Source organism: Marivita sp. (genome assembly GCF_020055675.1).
Classification (GTDB): domain Bacteria; phylum Pseudomonadota; class Alphaproteobacteria; order Rhodobacterales; family Rhodobacteraceae; genus Marivita.
The window spans coordinates 92,626-109,965 of sequence record NZ_JAIPUS010000002.1; the positions used below are offsets into that span (position 1 = coordinate 92,626).

General features: G+C 60.6%; 23 protein-coding genes. 8 read left to right on the forward strand and 15 right to left on the reverse strand.

Annotated features, from left to right (window positions below; all coding sequences use genetic code 11):
• Positions 1-2: 2 nt before the first annotated feature.
• The 6 genes from LCF59_RS02300 to pyk form a co-directional block, all read right to left on the reverse strand.
• Positions 3-431, reverse strand: a complete 429-nt coding sequence (locus LCF59_RS02300; RefSeq protein ID WP_292285186.1) for a hypothetical protein — start codon at positions 429-431, stop codon at positions 3-5.
• Positions 428-1,501, reverse strand: coding sequence for a phenylalanine--tRNA ligase subunit alpha (gene pheS / locus LCF59_RS02305; RefSeq protein ID WP_292285188.1), 1,074 nt, complete (start codon positions 1,499-1,501; stop codon positions 428-430). The genes LCF59_RS02300 and pheS overlap by 4 nt, the downstream gene beginning before the upstream one ends.
• Positions 1,502-1,768: 267 nt before the next feature.
• A complete protein-coding gene (gene rplT, locus LCF59_RS02310; protein ID WP_292285190.1) occupies positions 1,769-2,134 on the reverse strand; it encodes a 50S ribosomal protein L20 in 366 nt (121 codons plus the stop codon).
• 12 nt (positions 2,135-2,146) lie between these two features.
• On the reverse strand, positions 2,147-2,347 hold the full coding sequence (gene rpmI, locus LCF59_RS02315; RefSeq protein ID WP_292285192.1) for a 50S ribosomal protein L35: 201 nt from the start codon (positions 2,345-2,347) through the stop codon (positions 2,147-2,149).
• A 131-nt stretch (positions 2,348-2,478) separates the two neighbouring features.
• Positions 2,479-2,700 (reverse strand): hypothetical protein, encoded by a 222-nt coding sequence (locus LCF59_RS02320; RefSeq protein ID WP_292285194.1) that lies wholly within the window; start codon positions 2,698-2,700, stop codon positions 2,479-2,481.
• A 45-nt stretch (positions 2,701-2,745) separates the two neighbouring features.
• The gene (gene pyk / locus LCF59_RS02325; RefSeq protein WP_292285195.1) at positions 2,746-4,191 is read right to left on the reverse strand and encodes a pyruvate kinase; all 1,446 of its coding nucleotides are present in this window, start codon (positions 4,189-4,191) and stop codon (positions 2,746-2,748) included.
• Positions 4,192-4,358: 167 nt separating this feature from the next.
• Between pyk and LCF59_RS02330 the strand changes: the two genes are divergently transcribed.
• Both LCF59_RS02330 and LCF59_RS02335 read left to right on the forward strand, forming a co-directional pair.
• The gene (locus LCF59_RS02330) at positions 4,359-5,096 is read left to right on the forward strand and encodes an N-formylglutamate amidohydrolase (RefSeq protein ID WP_292285197.1); all 738 of its coding nucleotides are present in this window, start codon (positions 4,359-4,361) and stop codon (positions 5,094-5,096) included.
• A 17-nt stretch (positions 5,097-5,113) separates the two neighbouring features.
• Positions 5,114-5,431 (forward strand): DUF1244 domain-containing protein, encoded by a 318-nt coding sequence (locus LCF59_RS02335; protein WP_292285451.1) that lies wholly within the window; start codon positions 5,114-5,116, stop codon positions 5,429-5,431.
• A 106-nt stretch (positions 5,432-5,537) separates the two neighbouring features.
• Here the strand turns inward: LCF59_RS02335 and LCF59_RS02340 are convergent, their stop codons facing one another.
• The 4 genes from LCF59_RS02340 to LCF59_RS02355 all read right to left on the reverse strand — a co-directional run bounded on the left by LCF59_RS02340 (position 5,538) and on the right by LCF59_RS02355 (position 7,762).
• Entirely contained in the window at positions 5,538-6,110 is a 573-nt protein-coding gene (locus LCF59_RS02340) for a cob(I)yrinic acid a,c-diamide adenosyltransferase (RefSeq protein WP_292285199.1), read from the reverse strand.
• Between the two features lie 3 nt (positions 6,111-6,113).
• Positions 6,114-6,314, reverse strand: coding sequence for a twin transmembrane helix small protein (locus tag LCF59_RS02345; protein WP_292285201.1), 201 nt, complete (start codon positions 6,312-6,314; stop codon positions 6,114-6,116).
• 70 nt (positions 6,315-6,384) lie between these two features.
• On the reverse strand, positions 6,385-7,212 hold the full coding sequence (locus LCF59_RS02350) for an SDR family NAD(P)-dependent oxidoreductase (RefSeq protein ID WP_292285203.1): 828 nt from the start codon (positions 7,210-7,212) through the stop codon (positions 6,385-6,387).
• Position 7,213: 1 nt separating this feature from the next.
• A complete protein-coding gene (locus LCF59_RS02355; RefSeq protein ID WP_292285205.1) occupies positions 7,214-7,762 on the reverse strand; it encodes an SH3 domain-containing protein in 549 nt (182 codons plus the stop codon).
• A 137-nt stretch (positions 7,763-7,899) separates the two neighbouring features.
• Here LCF59_RS02355 and LCF59_RS02360 point away from each other — a divergent pair, with 137 nt between their 5' ends.
• The 5 genes from LCF59_RS02360 to LCF59_RS02380 all read left to right on the forward strand — a co-directional run bounded on the left by LCF59_RS02360 (position 7,900) and on the right by LCF59_RS02380 (position 12,858).
• A complete protein-coding gene (locus LCF59_RS02360; protein WP_292285207.1) occupies positions 7,900-10,215 on the forward strand; it encodes a DNA topoisomerase IV subunit A in 2,316 nt (771 codons plus the stop codon).
• Between the two features lie 181 nt (positions 10,216-10,396).
• A complete protein-coding gene (locus tag LCF59_RS02365) occupies positions 10,397-10,756 on the forward strand; it encodes a DUF898 family protein (protein ID WP_292285453.1) in 360 nt (119 codons plus the stop codon).
• Positions 10,707-11,039 (forward strand): M48 family metalloprotease, encoded by a 333-nt coding sequence (locus LCF59_RS02370; RefSeq protein WP_292285209.1) that lies wholly within the window; start codon positions 10,707-10,709, stop codon positions 11,037-11,039. Before LCF59_RS02365 ends, LCF59_RS02370 begins: the two co-directional genes overlap by 50 nt.
• Before the next feature lie 130 nt (positions 11,040-11,169).
• Entirely contained in the window at positions 11,170-11,928 is a 759-nt protein-coding gene (locus LCF59_RS02375; RefSeq protein WP_292285210.1) for an electron transfer flavoprotein subunit beta/FixA family protein, read from the forward strand.
• The gene (locus LCF59_RS02380; RefSeq protein WP_292285212.1) at positions 11,929-12,858 is read left to right on the forward strand and encodes an FAD-binding protein; all 930 of its coding nucleotides are present in this window, start codon (positions 11,929-11,931) and stop codon (positions 12,856-12,858) included.
• A 70-nt stretch (positions 12,859-12,928) separates the two neighbouring features.
• Here LCF59_RS02380 and LCF59_RS02385 read toward each other — a convergent pair whose 3' ends face one another.
• Complete coding sequence (locus tag LCF59_RS02385) at positions 12,929-13,747, reverse strand: DUF6473 family protein (protein ID WP_292285214.1); 819 nt, start codon at positions 13,745-13,747, stop codon at positions 12,929-12,931.
• A gap of 148 nt (positions 13,748-13,895) precedes the next feature.
• Here LCF59_RS02385 and LCF59_RS02390 point away from each other — a divergent pair, with 148 nt between their 5' ends.
• Positions 13,896-14,771 (forward strand): 3-hydroxybutyryl-CoA dehydrogenase, encoded by an 876-nt coding sequence (locus tag LCF59_RS02390; RefSeq protein WP_292285216.1) that lies wholly within the window; start codon positions 13,896-13,898, stop codon positions 14,769-14,771.
• On the opposite strand, the gene LCF59_RS02395 is transcribed toward LCF59_RS02390, so the two are convergent.
• From LCF59_RS02395 to rapZ, 4 genes are read right to left on the reverse strand one after another with little or no spacing between them, the layout of a single operon-like run.
• The gene (locus LCF59_RS02395; protein WP_292285218.1) at positions 14,768-15,649 is read right to left on the reverse strand and encodes a lysophospholipid acyltransferase family protein; all 882 of its coding nucleotides are present in this window, start codon (positions 15,647-15,649) and stop codon (positions 14,768-14,770) included. The genes LCF59_RS02390 and LCF59_RS02395 overlap by 4 nt on opposite strands.
• A 48-nt stretch (positions 15,650-15,697) precedes the next feature.
• On the reverse strand, positions 15,698-15,976 hold the full coding sequence (locus LCF59_RS02400) for an HPr family phosphocarrier protein (protein ID WP_292285219.1): 279 nt from the start codon (positions 15,974-15,976) through the stop codon (positions 15,698-15,700).
• 14 nt (positions 15,977-15,990) lie between these two features.
• Entirely contained in the window at positions 15,991-16,404 is a 414-nt protein-coding gene (locus LCF59_RS02405; protein ID WP_292285221.1) for a PTS fructose transporter subunit IIA, read from the reverse strand.
• Entirely contained in the window at positions 16,401-17,324 is a 924-nt protein-coding gene (rapZ, locus tag LCF59_RS02410) for an RNase adapter RapZ (RefSeq protein ID WP_292285223.1), read from the reverse strand. Before rapZ ends, LCF59_RS02405 begins: the two co-directional genes overlap by 4 nt.
• Positions 17,325-17,340: the final 16 nt, after the last annotated feature.

Genomic DNA, 17,340 nt, shown 5'->3' on the forward strand with positions numbered 1-17,340 from the left:
TCCTATTTCTCCAAATCTAAACCGCGTGGGAGTGCATCGCGTCGCATCTCTAGCAGAACTTTGTCGTACAGTTCTCCGGCAGTTTCATCAAAGAATGCCGGATGCTCACCTGAATTCGGATCTGCGTTTTGAGTTTGATACTTCAGATACTCAACAAATTCTCGGAAAGCGTCACAAACACTTATTGGGGCAATCACTTGGATAACGCCTCCGATAGAATTCAAAGACTCAAGCCTAGTGTGATGCTCTGGACTACGAGTTTGAACGTGTTTGTATAGCGACGGAGTTACGACACGAACAAATTCAACATATAAATTTCGACGCTCTTCAATGACGGCGAACTTCCGATCTTGCGCGCGCTGATAACCATAAACAACAGCTCCGATAAGCGCAGCGCCAAGAGCGCCAAGAGCGCCAAGAAAAACACTCACCCACTCAGCCCCCCATGCAGCGTCGGCACGTCCAGTGATGCGAAGCCATAATGGCGCAGCCAGCGAAGGTCTGAATCGAAGAAGGCGCGCAGGTCGGGGATGCCGTATTTCAGCATCGCGATGCGGTCGATGCCCATGCCGAAGGCAAAGCCCTGCCACTCGTCCGGGTTCACGCCCGCATTGGCCAACACCTTGGGATGCACCATGCCGGAGCCGAGGATTTCGAGCCAGTCGTCGCCCTCGCCCACTTTCAGCGTACCGCCTGCCCAGGAACAGCGGATATCGACCTCGGCCGAGGGTTCGGTGAAGGGGAAGTGCGAGGCGCGGAACCGCAGTTCGACATCGTCCACCTCGAAATAGGCCTTCACGAATTCCTCAAGCACCCATTTCAGGTTCGCCATGGAGATATCGCGGTCAATGGCAAGGCCTTCGACTTGGTGGAACATCGGCGTGTGGGTCTGGTCGTAGTCGGCACGATACACACGGCCCGGTGCGATGACGCGGATGGGCGCGCCGGTCTTTTCCATCGACCGGATCTGCACCGGCGAGGTATGGGTGCGCAGCACATGCGGTGGGCGGTCGTCGCCTTCCGCGCGGTGCATGTAGAACGTGTCCATCTCGGCCCGCGCGGGATGATGGCCGGGGATGTTCAGCGCGTCAAAATTGTACCAGTCGGTGTCGATCTGCGGCCCTTCGGCGACCGCAAAGCCCATATCGGCAAAGATCGCGGTGACCTCTTCCGTCACCTGGCTGATCGGGTGGATCGAGCCCACGCGCCGCGCACGGCCGGGCAACGTCACGTCAAGCCATTCGCCGCGCAAACGTTCATCAAGTGCGGCGTCTTCGAGCGCCGCTTTCTTCGCGGATAGCGCCGAGTTGATCTCGTCCTTGAGCGCGTTGAGCGCGGGTCCGGCGACCTGCCGCTCCTCCGGACTCATCTTGCCCAGTTCGCGCATTTTCAGGCTGATCTCGCCCTTCTTGCCAACCGCCTGCACGCGCAGATCTTCAAGCATCGATTCGTCAGCAGCTGCCGCGATCAGACTGATATATTTGTCGCGCAAATCGTCCATTTCACCCTCCGGCACCGGTTGCGCTTTCCCTAGACTGCGGAGGTCAGGGACGCAAGGCACGCCCATATTTCAAACCGCCGAACCTGCTTTTGTGGGTCGCACCGGATGACCCAGCCCCGTGGGGATCTTTGACAGGCGGCATCGCGACGAACATGACGTGACAGAGAGCGGGCCGATCGGGCCGCCTTTCTTCTGGAGGTGATAAATCGAACGCAAAAAGCCCCGCCTTGCGGGCGGGGCCTTGATATTGGGTCGCTGTGGCGGCGATCAGGCGGCAAGCGCGCCCTTGGCCTGGTCCACGATGGCACCGAAGGCTTCGGGCTCGTGTACGGCAAGGTCCGCCAGAACCTTGCGATCCACCTCGATGCCGGCGAGCGTCAGACCATTGATGAAGCGCGAATAGGTCAACGCTTCGTCATGGCTGCGCACTGCGGCGTTGATCCGCTGGATCCACAGGGCGCGGAAATTACGCTTGCGGTTCTTGCGGTCGCGCGTGGCGTATTGGTTGGCCTTGTCGACGGCCTGACGCGCCACCTTGAAGGTGTTTTTACGGCGACCGTAATATCCTTTGGCGGCCTTGATGACCTTCTTGTGACGGGCGTGGGTTGTGGTTCCGCCTTTGACTCGGGACATATCAAATCCTCCTTAGCGCGCGTAGGGCATCATCGGCTTGACGATCTGTTCGTCAGCCTTCGACAGCGTGGTGGTTCCGCGCGCATCGCGGATGAACTTGTTGGTGCGCTTGATCATGCCGTGGCTTTTGCCGGCCTGACCTGCCTTGACGCGGCCGGAGGCCGTCACCTTGAACCGCTTTTTGCAGCTCGATTTCGTTTTCATCTTCGGCATTTCCGTCTCCTGTTCGTGATCGGTGAACGCGCGACTCGGTATGCCATGTAAACCGGTCGCGCGGGTAGAGCGCGCCGTATAGGCGGCACGCCGGTGTGATGCAAGCCCATTCGCGGCGCGAAAGGGCCGTGTCAGGTAACCCCCTGGATCACGGACGACACCACCCTTGGTATGGACTCGATCGGATATCCACCGGGCTTGTTGGTGATGGCATAGACGATCATGCCACCGGCAATCATCAGCGTGATCGTCGCGATCCGAGGGCGATCGCCGTTGGAGATGGCGGACACGACTGCCGGGATCGACAACACGCCCAACGCAAGCCCGATAACGAAAAAGGTATCAGCATTCATGAAACCTGCTCTGACTCAGTACACGTTGCTACTTGGGCGGAAAGCCTACTCCGGATCGGTGTTATAGATCAAACGTTCATCGCATGGGGCGACGCGCAGGATATTTGTCGTGCCGGGCGTGTTGAACGGCACCCCCGCCGTGACAAGGATCTGGTCATGCTCGTCCGCATAGTCTCCGGCGCGCGCGGCACGGGCGGCGTTCACCACGGCCTGTTTGAAACGTTCCAGCTCGCCGGTGATCACACATTCCGTGCCCCATGTCAGGGCAAGGCGCCGGGCGGTGCCCACATCGTTGGTCATGGCGATGATCGGCACCCGCGGGCGTTCGCGCGCGGTCAGAAGCGCGGTGGTGCCCGAGGACGTGAAACAACAGATCGCCTTGATATCCGTCGTCTCGGCAATCTCGCGCGCTGCGGCGACGATGCCATCGGCCACCGTGGCGCGCTTGGCAACGCGGGAGGCTTCGATGATCTCGGTGTAGGTCGGATCGTTTTCGACCTCCACGGCGACATTGTTCATAGTTGTCACCGCCTCGACCGGGTAATCGCCGGCGGCGGATTCGGCGCTGAGCATGATCGCGTCGGAGCCTTCGTAGATCGCGGTGGCAACGTCCGACACCTCGGCCCGCGTGGGCATTGGCGATTCGATCATGGATTCAAGCATCTGGGTTGCCACGATCACCGGCTTGGCCGCCGACCGGCAGCGGCGGATCAGGCGTTTCTGGATTGGCGGGACGTTCTGCACCGGCAATTCCACCCCGAGATCGCCGCGTGCCACCATAATACCGTCAGACACCTCAAGGATGTCCTCGAAGGCTTTTACACCGGCGGGTTTTTCGATCTTGGACAGGATCGCGGCACGGCCCTTGCACAATTCGCGGGCTTCGATCACGTCCTCGGCCCGCTGCACGAAGCTGAGCGCGAGCCAGTCAACGCCCAGGTTGGAAACAAATTCCAGGTCCGCGCGATCCTTGTCCGACAGAGCGGCCAAAGGCAACAGCACGTCGGGCACGTTCACACCCTTGCGGTTGGAGATCGTCCCCCCCGTGATCACGGAGCAATCGGCAAAATCCTCGCCACAGGTTTCGACCTTCAAGCGAATCTTGCCGTCATTGACCAAAAGATGCGCGCCCGGTTCGAGCGCGGCAAAAATCTCGGGATGGGGCAGCGTCACGCGGGACGCGGTGCCTTCCGCGTCGGACAGGTCGAGGCGGAAACTGGCGCCCTCCTCAAGTTCTTCTTCACCGTTGGCGAAAGTCCCGACCCGCAGCTTTGGACCCTGGAGGTCGGCCAGGATACCAATCGTGCTTTGGCAGTCCTCTTCCACCTTGCGGATAATCGCGTGGCGTTCCGCGATCTCGTCATGGCTGCCATGACTCATGTTGAGCCGGAACACGTCGGCTCCTGCTTCGTGCAGGGCCCGGATCATCTCGTAGCTGCTGGACGCCGGTCCGAGGGTGGCCACGATTTTCACACTCCGCAAACGTCTCATTCCGATTCAATCCCTAACCATGTTTTCGAGCGATCCGTCGGGGAGGGCATGGATGACCCGAGTCACCCGCTCCCCCTGCTGTTACCGCTAACTCCGTGCGTGCTTATTGCCCATTTCCCTTTCCGGTGCAACTTCAGTATCTGATGCGCCCGGGAGACCAGATAACTATGACATATGCCCCATTTTACGTCCATGCGAAGGACCGTGCCGCGCGCTGGCTCGTGACGTGCGATCACGCCGCCAATACGGTGCCGCCCGATCTGGGTGGTACGCTGGGGCTGCCCGATGCTGACATGGCACGGCACATCGCCTTCGACCCCGGCGCGGCAGGTGTGGCCATGGCCCTGGCCGACGCTTTGGGCGCCTCCGCGATCCTGTCGAATTTTTCACGTCTGGTGATCGATCCGAACCGGGGCGAGGATGACCCGACACTGTTGATGCGTCTTTATGATGGGTCTGTCATCCCGGGCAACCGCGCTGCGGGCCTGGAGGAGACGGAACGCCGGTTGGACGCCTATTACCGCCCCTATCACGCCGCGCTCGAAAGCCTTGCCGCGCGGCGCGACGACACTGTGATCGTGTCGGTGCATTCCTTCACGCCGCAATTGCGGTCACGGCCGAGCCGACCGTGGCATATAGGTATCCTGCATGCCCATGATCGTCGCCTGTCGGACCCGCTGATTGATCTTTTGCGGGCTGAACCGGATCTCGTCGTGGGTCGGAACCAACCCTATCCCGGCCACCTGCCCGGCGACGCGATGGACCGCCATGCCTTGCATCACGGACGTCAGAACACACTTGTTGAACTGCGCAACGATCTGATCGAAACCGAGGCGCAGCAGGCGGCATGGGGCGCGCGACTGGCCCCGTTGCTGGAGGCTGCGCTGGCCAAGACGACAGAATGATCCAGAGGAGACCCGAGATGGACGACCAGACCCGAATCGAGATCGAAGCCGCTGCGTTCCGTCGGATGCGCCAGCATCTGATCGAAGACCGCCCGGATGTGCAGAACATCGACATGATGACCCTGACCGGGTTTTGCCGCAACTGCCTGAGTCGATGGTACCAGGAAGCGGCAAACGAGCGCGGGATCGAACTGGACAAGGACGGCGCGCGCGAGGTGTTTTACGGCATGCCCATGTCGGACTGGAAGGCGCGCCACCAGACTGAGGCGAGCGAGGAACAGAAGGCCGCGTTCGAGGTTGCTTTCAAGGAAAACGTGAGTGACAAATCAGGATGACGAGACGATAACGCATCCTCTGTCCCGGTAGCCTGCGAAAACCAGGCGTGAGGGCGCTGCCCTCACGCTCCGGTGGGTATTTGGATCCCGAAAAAGACGAGCGGCGTCAGCGGCTTGCGCCCGGGACCCAAAGGATATCGGCTTTGCCATTGTCATTGGCGGTCCGCGCCGCGACAAAGAACCAGTCGCTCAACCGGTTCAGGTATTTGACAGCCGCAGGATTGACACCTTCCATCGTGGCCAGTTCCACCGTGTGACGTTCGGCGCGACGCGCGACCGTGCGGCATTGGTGAAGATAGGCCGACAGCGCCGAACCGCCAGGCAGGATGAAGCTGCGCAGCGGTTCGAGATCGGCATTCATCGCGTCGATATCCGCTTCCAGACGATCCACTTGCGAGGACACCACGCGCAGCGGTGGATACTCGGCATCAGCGTCACTTTCCATGTCGGGGCGGCACAAATCGGCGCCGAGATCGAAAAGATCGTTCTGTATAAGGGAAAGATTGTGATCGAGAGCCCCCTCGGCATGCTGTCGTGCGAGCCCGACAATGGCGTTGAGTTCATCCGTGGTGCCATAGGCCGTAACGCGCATTGCGTGCTTCGCGATCCGCGCGCCATTGCCCAGCGCGGTTTCGCCATCATCACCGGTCTTGGTGTAGATCTTGTTCAGAACGACCATCGTTTATTCCCCTCGCAGCCAGACAAAGAGCAGAATCAGCACCACAGCCGCGAATTGGGCCATGATGCGCCAGCGCATCGCCTTGTTGGCATATTTCTTGTTGAACTCGCCGCCCTTGGCAAAGCTGCTGATGCCGAAGAACAGGACAGCCACCACCGCCAGGCAGGCTATGGCGGCGATAATGAACAGCGGGTCTTGCATCATGGCAAATGCCTTCCTTTGATTGCGAGTCTCCGGGGATGTAGCCGTAGCGTCCCGCAAGGCCAATGAAAAGTCAGCCCTTCGACAAAACCCAGTCGAGCGCGCGGGTCGGCAGCAGGCGACGCGCGATGGACATCACGTGGGTCGGCGTGGTGATGCGGTAGCGCGGTTTGGGGCGTCTGGCCTCCAGGGCGGTGACCACCGCATCGGTCACGGCGGAGGCGGGCCATTGGGTCTTGGTGCCGCCCCCCTTGTGCAATTGGTCCAGCAAAGACGCCTCGTATTGCGCGCGGCGCGGCGAGGATTTCCAATCCACCCATGTGTCGAATTGCCGGATCGCGTTCCGGCGAAAGGCGGTTTCGATCGGGCCGGGTTCAATCAGAACGACATGGATGCCGGTCTCGGCCATTTCCATGCGCAGCACGTCGGCATAGCCTTCGAGCGCGAATTTCGTGGCGACGTAAGGCCCGCGCCATTTCATGCCGACAAGGCCCAGCACCGAGGAGTTGAGCAGGATGCGCCCCCCACCCTGTGCCCGCATTGCCGGGAGCAGCGCGCGGGTGAGGTCATGCCAGCCGAGGAAATTCGCCTCGAACTGGGCGCGCAGGCCGTCCGTGGGAATATCCTCGAGGGGACCCGGCAGCGCGTAGGCGCCATTGTGAAACACCGCATCAAGAGTGCCGCCGGTGTGGCCCAGCACCTCTTGGGCGGCGGCGGCGATACTGGCGGTATCCTGGTAGTCAAGCCGCGGTGCCACAAAACCCTCTGCCGCGCGGGCCGCGCAATCCTCGGACGCCCGGCAGGCGGCAAAGACGGTCCATCCCCGGGACTTCAACCGTCGCGCAGCGTCAAGACCGATACCCGAGGAACACCCGGTGACAAGGATGGTTCGGGATGTCATGCTAATTGGACGCAGTCACGAGCCAGTCGGCAATCCAGCCTTCGTTGCCCGTCAAGGTTTCGCGCAGGCGCAGCCAGCCATCGCCTTCGTCCTCAATCACTTCGACCATGTCGTTGCGCTGCAGCTTGCCGATAACAGCATAATCGGTGCCGGGACCGCCCCGCATGTTCACGCGATCTCCATCGACAAAACGCAGATCCGGTGCGGCCTCTTCGAGCACGGCTTGCGTGTCCGCCGGAACTTCCGGCTCGGGCGCGGTGTCGACCAGGGTTTCGCGGTCCGGCTCCGGACTGTCTGGTGCCGATGTCGGCTTTGCACCCGTGCCGGATGGCGTTGCCACAACGCGTATCGGCGCGATCTCCGTCAGCCGCGTCGCGGTCGTGTCGGCGCGGGCGACACGCGATGGTTCGGGGCGCGCCTGTTCGGGCGCCTGCCTGGGATCCGCGAAAACCTCGACGGTCGTTTCGCCAGGTTGGAAATCGGACCCGCCGGACATTTCGTAGAAACCAACCCCCATGAAGGCAAACGCCACCCAAATATACTTGTTCATCATACTTCCCCACGGGATCTCACCATCACTCACCCGACGGCTGATACAGCGATTCTCCTGATGGGCCGAAGGGGAAAGGCAAAAAATATTCCCGCAATTGCTTTACGGCCTCAGAGGCGGTGGCTATCACACCATCTATGGTGGATGACCTCGACGACCCCAAGATGACCCCTCGTGATTACGCGGAACCGCTGCGCCGCGCGATCGGTGAGCGGTATCTGACGTATGCTCTGTCGACGATCATGCACCGGGCGCTGCCCGATGCGCGTGACGGCCTGAAGCCGGTTCATCGACGTATCCTCTATGCAATGCGCGAATTGCGGTTGAGTTCCACGGGCGGGTTCCGCAAATCGGCCAAGATCAGCGGCGATGTCATGGGGAATTACCACCCGCATGGCGATGCCGCAATATATGACGCCATGGCGCGGCTGGCGCAGGATTTCGCCGTGCGCTACCCGCTGGTCGACGGCCAGGGCAATTTCGGCAATATCGACGGCGATAACCCGGCGGCGGCCCGCTACACCGAAGCGCGGCTGACCCCGGTGGCGGAAGCGCTGCTGGACGGGCTGAACGAGAACGCCGTTGACTACCGTCCGAATTACGATGGCACGCTCGAAGAACCTGCGGTCTTGCCTGCGCAGTTTCCGAACCTGCTGGCGAATGGTGCCTCTGGCATCGCGGTGGGCATGGCCACGAACATTCCGCCGCACAATATCGGCGAGCTGATCGATGCCTGCGTGCACCTGATCAAGGTGCCGGACGCGCGTGATGACACGCTCTTGAATTTCGTGCCCGGCCCGGATTTTCCGACCGGCGGCGTGGTGGTCGAGTCGCGCGAAACCATTGCGCAGGCGTATCGCACCGGTCGCGGCTCCTTGCGGGTGCGCGCCAAGTGGGAGGTCGAGGACCTGGGCCGGGGCCAGTGGCAGATTGTCGTGACCGAGATTCCATACCAGGTGCAGAAATCCAAGCTGGTCGAGCGGCTGGCCGAGCTGATCCAGACCAAGAAGGTGCCGATCCTGGCCGATATCCGGGACGAAAGCACCGACGATATCCGCATGGTGCTGGAACCGCGGTCCAAGAATGTGGATGCAGACGTTCTGATGAACACGCTGTTCCGAAACTCCGACCTGGAGACGCGGTTCAGCCTCAACATGAACGTCCTGATCGATGGGCTGACGCCCAAGGTTTGTTCGATGAAGGAGGTGCTGCGCGCCTTCCTCGATTTCCGGCGCGAGGTGCTGATCCGGCGCAGTCAGCACAGGATGGACAAGATCGACCACCGGCTTGAAGTGCTGGAAGGGTTGATCGTCGCGTTTTTGAACCTGGATCGCGTGATCGACATCATTCGCTACGACGATGAGCCCAAGGCCGCGCTGATGCGCGAAGATTGGACCAAGGATCATCCGCGTGCCCGCGACGAGGCGGATTATGTCTCTCCAGGCATTGTTTCGGGCGACGAAGCTCTGGGGCTTTCCGAAGTACAGACCGAGGCGGTCCTGAACATGCGGCTGCGCAGTTTGCGCAAGCTGGAAGAGATGGAGCTTGTCGCGGAGCGCGACCGGCTGATCGAGGAACGCGCCGGGCTGGAGGACCTTTTGGACAGCGGCGACCTGCAATGGACGCGGATCGCGGAGCAGTTGAAAGAGTTCAAGAAAACCTCGGGAAAGGCCTATGCGGGCGGCGCGCGGCGGACATTGATCGAGGAAGCGAGCGAGGTCGAGGATGTTCCGCTCGAGGCGATGATCGAACGCGAACCGATCACGGTGGTGTGCAGCCAGATGGGCTGGATCCGGGCGATGACGGGTCATATCGACCTCGATCGCCAGCTGAAGTTCAAGGATGGTGACGGGCCGCGGTTCATTTTCCATGCCGAAACCACCGACAAGCTGCTCGTGTTCGGCAGCAACGGGCGGTTCTATACCATGGCCGCGGCACAATTGCCCGGTGGGCGCGGCATGGGCGAGCCGCTGCGCCTGATCGTGGATTTGCCCAACGAAGCGGCGATTGTGGATCTTTTCATTCATCAGCCGGGCCGCAAGCTTCTTGTGGCGTCAAGCGCCGGCGATGGTTTTGTCGTCCCGGAAAACGATGTCGTGGCGCAGACGCGGGCCGGGAAACAAGTGCTGAACGTGAGAGGCGACGTTCGCGCGAAAGTGTGCAAACCCGTAACCGGTGACAGTGTCGCCGTCGTGGGGGAAAACCGAAAAGTTCTGGTGTTTGCGATGGATGAATTGCCCGAGATGGGGCGCGGGAAAGGCGTTCGCGTACAAAAGTACAAGGACGGAGGACTGTCCGATGCGACCACCTTCACCCTGACCGAAGGACTCAGCTGGCGGGACCCCGCTGGACGGACAAGAACCGAAACAGACCTCTCGGAATGGACCGGAAAACGCGCCGGCACGGGACGCATGGCCCCGCGCGGATTCCCGCGGGACAACCGGTTCACCTGACGCCCCTGGCGGGGCTGGCCCGCCCCCTGGCGGCGCGACGCCACGAGGTCCGAACCTGCCGGGCCTGTTCTATTCCGGCAAGACCGGGCCTTTTTTCAGGATTGCCTTCAGGACCGCGCTGCTGACGGTCATCACCTTGGGCATCTGCCGGTTTTGACAAAAGACGCGCATCCGGCGCGATATCTGGTCATCGACCAACGCCAATGGCGACGACTTCGAATACACCGGCACCGGGTTGGAAAAGCTGCTCGGCTTGGTCTTTCTTGCCGTCTATCTTGGCATCCCGCAATTGGTGCTGTTCTTTGCCGGCGTGGACGCCTTCGACCTGAACGAGACACCTACGCAGCAGGACGTCGTGGCGCAGCTGGGGGCGCTGTGTATCTCGGCCCTCGCGGTGGTGCCGTTCCTGCTTTTTGCCGTTTGCCCGGCACGGCGGTACAAGCTGGCACGCACGCGCTGGCGCGGCATCTGGTTCGGCAGGACTTTTGACGATGGTGTCGGGGGATTTCACCGGCGGCGCAGCGATTGCGATCCTTGCTGAGAATATGCTGTCCGCGTCCTACACCCGCGAGGCCGAGCGCGCGGCCGACGCCTTTTCCCTGGCGTTGCTGAAAAAGGCCAATGTCAGCGTCGATGGCTTTGCCACGTACTTTCAGACGCTTGAAAGCGAAACAGTAGGCCCCGAATTGCCAGAATACCTGTCGGCACACCCGTCAACGGCAGGCCGCGGCGATGCAGCGCGCGCCTTCGCCGAGACACAATCGAGGACCGAACCGATCTTTGCTTCCTCGGAGTGGCGCGCCCTGCGAATGATCTGGGCCTGAAAACGCGACGTAGGTTGGCGCTAACGTGACGATTTTACCCTGTTTCCCCTGACCCGGGTTGGGTATCCATTGCGGGACCGTCTATCAGAATCGCAGGGTCGCCTGTGATACCAATGAAAGGAACGCGCTTATGAAGGTCCTCGTACCTGTCAAACGCGTGATCGATTACAACGTGAAGGTCCGCGTCAAAGCGGACGGCTCCGGTGTCGATCTCGCCAACGTCAAGATGTCTATGAACCCGTTTGACGAGATCGCCGTGGAAGAGGCGATCCGGCTCAAGGAAGCGGGCAAGGCAGACGAGGTCGTGGCCGTTTCAATCGGTGTCAAGCAAAGCCAGGAAACCTTGCGCACGGCCCTTGCCGTGGGGGCGGACCGCGCGATCCTCGTGGTGGCCGCAGACGACGTGCAAACCGATATCGAACCTCTCTCGGTTGCCAAGATCCTTGCCGCAATCGTCAAAGAAGAAGGGCCGGGCTTGGTTCTTTGCGGCAAGCAGGCAATCGACAACGACATGAATGCCACCGGCCAGATGCTGTCGGCGCTGCTGGGCTGGTCGCAGGCGATGTATGCAAACAACGTGGACATCGACGGAGAGCACGCTGTTGTGACCCGCGAAGTGGATGGCGGCATGCAGACTGTCAAGGTCAAGATGCCGACAATCATTTCCACCGACCTGCGCCTGAACGAGCCGCGTTATGCCTCCCTGCCCAACATCATGAAGGCCAAGAAAAAGCCTTTGGATGAAAAGACAACCGAGGATTACGGAGTCGACGTGACGCCACGCCTTGAGATCATCAAGACCTCCGAACCCGAAGAGCGGGTCGCGGGGATCAAGGTCGGATCGGTCGATGAATTGGTCGAGAAACTCAAAGAGGCGGGGGCTGTTTGAATGACTGTACTTCTGATTGCCGAGATTACCGATGGTGCGTTGGCGATGGATGCCACGGCCAAGACCGTGACAGCCGCCACATCCTTGGGCGACGTGACCGTGCTGGCCGCCGGAGCGACCGCCAAGGATGCCGCAGACCAAGCTGCGACCATCGAAGGGGTGTCCAGGGTTCTGCTGGCCGAGGACGCGCTTTACGGCCATCGGCTGGCTGAACCTGTGGCCGCTTTGATTGCATCTCTTGCCGGGGATTATACGCATATTGTCGCCCCTGCGACCACGGATGCCAAGAACATCCTGCCCCGCGTTGCGGCGCTGCTGGACGTGATGATCCTGACCGATGTGACCAGCGTGGTGGACGCCGACACCTTCGAGCGCCCGATCTATGCGGGCAACGCGGTCCAGACGGTCAAGTCAGCGGACGCGACCAAGGTGATCTCCATCCGCACCTCGACATTTGACGCCGCAGGCACAGGCGGCTCTGCCGAGATCGAGAACATCGCGACGGCAGACAATCCTGGCCTGTCCGAATGGGTCGAGGACAAGGTGGCCGAAAGCGACCGCCCCGAGCTGACATCTGCGGGCGTGGTTGTATCGGGTGGCCGAGGCGTCGGCTCCGAAGAGGATTTCGCCATGATCGAAAAACTGGCGGATTCGCTTGGCGCGGCCGTTGGCGCCTCGCGCGCCGCGGTCGATTCCGGCTTCGCGCCGAACGACTGGCAGGTTGGCCAAACCGGCAAGGTTGTCGCCCCGGACCTTTACATCGCGGTCGGCATTTCCGGCGCGATCCAGCACCTGGCCGGCATGAAAGACAGCAAGGTCATCGTGGCGATCAACAAAGACGAAGAGGCCCCGATTTTCCAGGTAGCCGACTATGGGCTTGTGGCCGATCTGTTCGATGCGGTGCCAGAGCTGACCGAAAAGCTGGGGTAAGGTTTCAGGTCCAGACGGAACAAAGGGGCGCGCTCAACCGGGCGCGCCCTTTGTTTTTGCACAGCCGGTATCATTGCAGAGCCGGAATGATCGCACGGGCAAGCGCGGTCGCCGCCTGTTGGTGAACCCCAGCGCCGGGCAGGTGTTCTGCCCGCGCCCGTTCAAGCTGCGGCACAATCATCGCTTCAAACCCGGCGCGCCAGTCCTCGGGCACGATTTCCACCGTTTCACGGACATGTGGAGCCAGGGGTGCAAGCGTTCGACTGGTCAGGAAGGGCTCCCCCACCGTGTCCGGCTGACGCTCTTGGGACAATGGACAGGGATCCAACCACAACAGCACCACCGCACCCTGCATCTGGGCCACAAGGTGCCGCATCCGGGCCTGCCATGCGCTGCGGACTTCGGTCGCCACGGTTTCGAACCGGTCGGGACAAACCGCCCTCAGCCGCACCAGCAGGTGCCGGGTGAAATGCACATCGGTAAAGTCCATTTCCGGGTAGAGCGATTTGAGCGCATCCGACGCCTTGAGAAACCGGTCGTTGCGCCGCGGATGCACGGAATAAAACCTGTTCGAGGTATTGTGACTGCAGGTGATCTGCAAAATCGCCACCTTCGCATTCGCCGCGGTCACCAGCGCTCCGGGATCGTTCAGATACGCGTCGATCCCGGCGTTTTCGGCGCCGAGGTTGACCACCGTGTGCCCCACCTGGTCTTCAAGCTGCTCCGTCCAGGGTTTGGCAACATAGCGGCCATATACTTCGGATCCGCCAAGACAGGCTACGTAATTTCGTCGCAGCGCCTTTCGCGGTCCACGGAACCAGAGGCGTGAACCATTGTATCGACACGGCGCATAATCAATCGCTTGATCGCGCATTGAGGGAATCGTCATCGTCCCACCCCTTCTTTTCACCCAGCAAAGACCTTGGGTCGATTCGGTTCTCAAATCGCTAAAGCTAAATTTTGAGCGTTCCCCTGATCCGCCTTGCAGCCCTCTGCCCCACAAGTCATTGTTGCGACGAAACGAACGGAGCAAACGCATGACGGTCAATTCAATCGGCGTGGTCGGCGCAGGTCAGATGGGCAATGGGATTGCCCATGTCATGGCCTTGGCCGGGTATCATGTTGTGCTGAACGATGTCAGCGAGGACGCGCTGAAACGCGCGGTCGCCCTGATCGAACGCAATATGGATCGACAGGTCAGCCGCGAGAAAATAACCCGAGAGGCCTGTGATGGTGCGATGGCCCGGATCACGACGACGCAGGACTTGCCCGAGGTCGCGCAGACGGACCTCGTGATCGAAGCGGCCACCGAAGACGAGACGATCAAGCAAAAAATCTTTGACGGTCTGCTCCCGCATCTGAGCGACCATACGATCCTGACCTCGAACACGTCGTCAATCTCGATCACACGGCTTGCAAGCCGCACCGACCGGCCGGAAAAATTCATGGGTTTTCACTTCATGAACCCGGTGCCAGTTATGCAACTGGTCGAGCTGATCCGCGGGATCGCAACGGATCGCGAAACCTATGATATCTGCTATGGCGTGGTTGAAAGCCTTGGCAAAACCGCCGCTTCGGCCGAGGACTTTCCAGCCTTCATCGTCAACCGCATCTTGATGCCGATGATCAATGAGGCGGTCTATACGCTTTACGAAGGCGTCGGGAATGTGAACTCCATCGACCAGTCGATGAAACTGGGCGCGAACCACCCGATGGGACCGTTGGAATTGGCGGATTTCATCGGGCTCGACACCTGTCTGGCGATCATGAACGTGCTGCATGACGGGCTGGCGGACACGAAATACCGCCCCTGCCCGCTGCTGACCAAATATGTCGAGGCTGGATGGCTGGGCCGCAAGTCGCAGCGCGGATTCTACGATTACCGTGGCGACACGCCAGTGCCGACGCGCTAGTCTTTTCGGCCCAGCGCGATGGTGGTTTCCCGCAGCGACGCCACGAAATCGCGGCTGCGGCCGGCAAAGGCTTCAATCGCATCCGCCGGGATCGGCTCTCCGACAACAGGAGCCTGCGGTTTCCCGCACGCATGGATCACCTCGTTGATCAGCAGTCCTTGACGCAGGGTCGCAGACACTTTGTTGGCGATCTGGTAGACACGCGAATTCTGGCCGGGAAAGAAGATCGGCACCACCGTGGCGCCGGACCTCTGGATCAGGTTGGCCGTGAACGGATTCCACGTACGCTCAATCGCCGGGCCGAAATATGTATCACTGGACGCCACGACACCCGACGGGAACAGCGCGACCACGCCGCCTGTCTTGAGATGCGACATGGCCCGGCTGCGCATTTCAAGGCTCTGCTCGCGCGCATCCTCTTCATGCGGAAAGGGCACAGGGATCATGAATTGCTCGACTTCGGATACCCCGGTGAGCAATGAGCGCGTCAGGATCTTGTAATCCGTGCGCACACGCCCGATCAGTTCGGCAAGAACCATCCCATCCACAAGGCCATGCGGATGATTGGCCACGATGATGACAGGCCCGGTCTTTGGAATGCGCGCGATCTGTTCAGGGGGAGTTTGCAACGGGATTTTCATCAGACCCAACGCCTGACCCCAGAACGCCTGCCCTTCGGCTGGTCCCATGCGTTCGAACCGCCGCACGAGCCGCAGTAAAGGAACCTTGCCCGTCACCCATTCCAATGCCCGAATGGTGTTTGATTTCCACGGGTTTGTGAACGTGTTGGCATAGCTCAACCGACGCTTGTCATATGGCGGATCGCCCGGTTCCACGGGCGGCGCGTCTGTGGAAGTGTGCTGATAGCTGTCAACCATGGGGCAGTGTGATGTCCTGTTTCTGGCTGTCCATGCCGACCCCAAGGATCAGCACCCTTCTCCAAAGCGGTCGGCCACAAGGGTTTCAAGCGCAGCAGCAAGCGCCTCAGCGTCAGGCCCAGAGGTCTTGACCTCAATAGAGGTTCCTTTGGAGGCTGCCAACATCAAAAGCCCCATGATGCTGTCCCCCGAGGCGGTTATCCCGTCTTTGCGGACTTCGGCTGTGGCATCGAAGCCTTCGACCACCTCGACCAACTTTGCCGATGCCCGGGCATGCAAGCCTTTTTCGTTTATGATGTTTAATGCGCGATGCGCCGTGGCGGACATGTTGGCCGGCCTCCCTAAGTCTTTGAACAGGCGCTCTGATCCAGAGATACATCTTGACTGTCAATGTATTTCCGCCCCGCCTCCAGGGCCGCGCGCACAGCATCCGGGACCGTTTTGTTGCGACTTTTCGCCAATTTGATCAGCATCGGCAGGTTCGCGCCATAAATGATGCGCCGATTTTCCGGCTTGCATGCCCGCAGGCTCAGGTTCGACGGGGAGCCGCCGAACATGTCGGTCACGATCACGACGCCATCCCCAATGTCGACCTTGTCGGCAAGGGTACAGATCTCTGTTTGTTTGGCGTCCCGGTTATGGTTCGCGTGGATCGACACCGCAGCCATGCCGACCTGTTGGCCGACAACATGTTCAACCGCAGAAAGGTATTCCTGCGCCAAGCCGCCGTGAGCCACGATCACTATTCCGATCAAACTACCGCCTTTCCGGATTTAGACACAACGCTGCTCCCAGGGTCTATAAACCCTCGGCGAATTAATTCCTTGTGGTTAATTGACACCCGTCTGTCGGCTTCTGCAAGGGTCCGAGCCACGTCTTCCGCAACAACAACCGACCGGTGCTGCCCTCCGGTGCATCCGAGACCGATGGTCAGGTGGGTTTTTCCCTCTGCCTCGAACTCGGGCAAGAGATATGTCAGCATATCCGTGATCCGGGATTTGAACGGCGCGAACCGCGTGTCTTGGCGGACGTAGCACTGCACCGCGTCATCCAAGCCGGTTTTGTGGCGCAGCGTCGCATCCCAATGCGGGTTGGCCAGAAAGCGGCAGTCGAACACCATGTCGACGCCGTGCGGGATACCACGTTTGTACGAAAAGGACTGCACGCATACCGCCAGACTATGTGAGGCGCTATTGAAGAAAATTTGAGTCAGTTGTGACCGAAGGTCATGTGGTGACAGGTGCGAGGTATCGATGACGATGTCGGCCCGGTCCTCGATCGGGCGCAAAAGCGCCGCCTCCCGCTCTATCCCGGACTCGGGTGCGTCCTCGGACGCCATCGGGTGGCGCCGCCTCGTTTCGGAATAGCGACGCACGAGCACGTCCGACCGGCAATCCAGAAACAACAGCGCCGCCTTCCCGTCGGTCCGGTGGAGTAATTCCCGGTGCAACTCCAGAAGACGGGACAGGGAAAAGTCACGGTTGCGCACGTCAATGCCAAGCGCGACCGGATGATCCATCGGTTCCCCGTCAAACAACCGCGGGATCATTCGCAAAGGAATGTTGTCGATCGCCTCGAACCCCAAATCCTCAAGCGCGTTGATCGCGGTCGACCTCCCGGCGCCGGAAGGGCCGGTAACAAGCACAACCCTGGTCTGGTTTTGATCAGTCGTCATAAATCCGTTGTAGTCA

Bases quoted from the DNA above. Each gene is read 5' to 3' on its own strand.
- pheS (WP_292285188.1), bottom strand. From the start codon at position 1,501: ATGGACGATTTGCGCGACAAATATATCAGTCTGATCGCGGCAGCTGCT.
- rplT (WP_292285190.1), bottom strand. From the start codon at position 2,134: ATGTCCCGAGTCAAAGGCGGAACCACAACCCACGCCCGTCACAAGAAG.
- rpmI (WP_292285192.1), bottom strand. From the start codon at position 2,347: ATGCCGAAGATGAAAACGAAATCGAGCTGCAAAAAGCGGTTCAAGGTG.
- LCF59_RS02320 (WP_292285194.1), bottom strand. From the start codon at position 2,700: ATGAATGCTGATACCTTTTTCGTTATCGGGCTTGCGTTGGGCGTGTTG.
- pyk (WP_292285195.1), bottom strand. From the start codon at position 4,191: ATGAGACGTTTGCGGAGTGTGAAAATCGTGGCCACCCTCGGACCGGCG.
- LCF59_RS02330 (WP_292285197.1), top strand. From the start codon at position 4,359: ATGACATATGCCCCATTTTACGTCCATGCGAAGGACCGTGCCGCGCGC.
- LCF59_RS02335 (WP_292285451.1), top strand. From the start codon at position 5,114: ATGGACGACCAGACCCGAATCGAGATCGAAGCCGCTGCGTTCCGTCGG.
- LCF59_RS02340 (WP_292285199.1), bottom strand. From the start codon at position 6,110: ATGGTCGTTCTGAACAAGATCTACACCAAGACCGGTGATGATGGCGAA.
- LCF59_RS02345 (WP_292285201.1), bottom strand. From the start codon at position 6,314: ATGATGCAAGACCCGCTGTTCATTATCGCCGCCATAGCCTGCCTGGCG.
- LCF59_RS02350 (WP_292285203.1), bottom strand. From the start codon at position 7,212: ATGACATCCCGAACCATCCTTGTCACCGGGTGTTCCTCGGGTATCGGT.
- LCF59_RS02355 (WP_292285205.1), bottom strand. From the start codon at position 7,762: ATGAACAAGTATATTTGGGTGGCGTTTGCCTTCATGGGGGTTGGTTTC.
- LCF59_RS02360 (WP_292285207.1), top strand. From the start codon at position 7,900: ATGGTGGATGACCTCGACGACCCCAAGATGACCCCTCGTGATTACGCG.
- LCF59_RS02370 (WP_292285209.1), top strand. From the start codon at position 10,707: ATGGTGTCGGGGGATTTCACCGGCGGCGCAGCGATTGCGATCCTTGCT.
- LCF59_RS02375 (WP_292285210.1), top strand. From the start codon at position 11,170: ATGAAGGTCCTCGTACCTGTCAAACGCGTGATCGATTACAACGTGAAG.
- LCF59_RS02380 (WP_292285212.1), top strand. From the start codon at position 11,929: ATGACTGTACTTCTGATTGCCGAGATTACCGATGGTGCGTTGGCGATG.
- LCF59_RS02385 (WP_292285214.1), bottom strand. From the start codon at position 13,747: ATGACGATTCCCTCAATGCGCGATCAAGCGATTGATTATGCGCCGTGT.
- LCF59_RS02390 (WP_292285216.1), top strand. From the start codon at position 13,896: ATGACGGTCAATTCAATCGGCGTGGTCGGCGCAGGTCAGATGGGCAAT.
- LCF59_RS02395 (WP_292285218.1), bottom strand. From the start codon at position 15,649: ATGGTTGACAGCTATCAGCACACTTCCACAGACGCGCCGCCCGTGGAA.
- LCF59_RS02400 (WP_292285219.1), bottom strand. From the start codon at position 15,976: ATGTCCGCCACGGCGCATCGCGCATTAAACATCATAAACGAAAAAGGC.
- rapZ (WP_292285223.1), bottom strand. From the start codon at position 17,324: ATGACGACTGATCAAAACCAGACCAGGGTTGTGCTTGTTACCGGCCCT.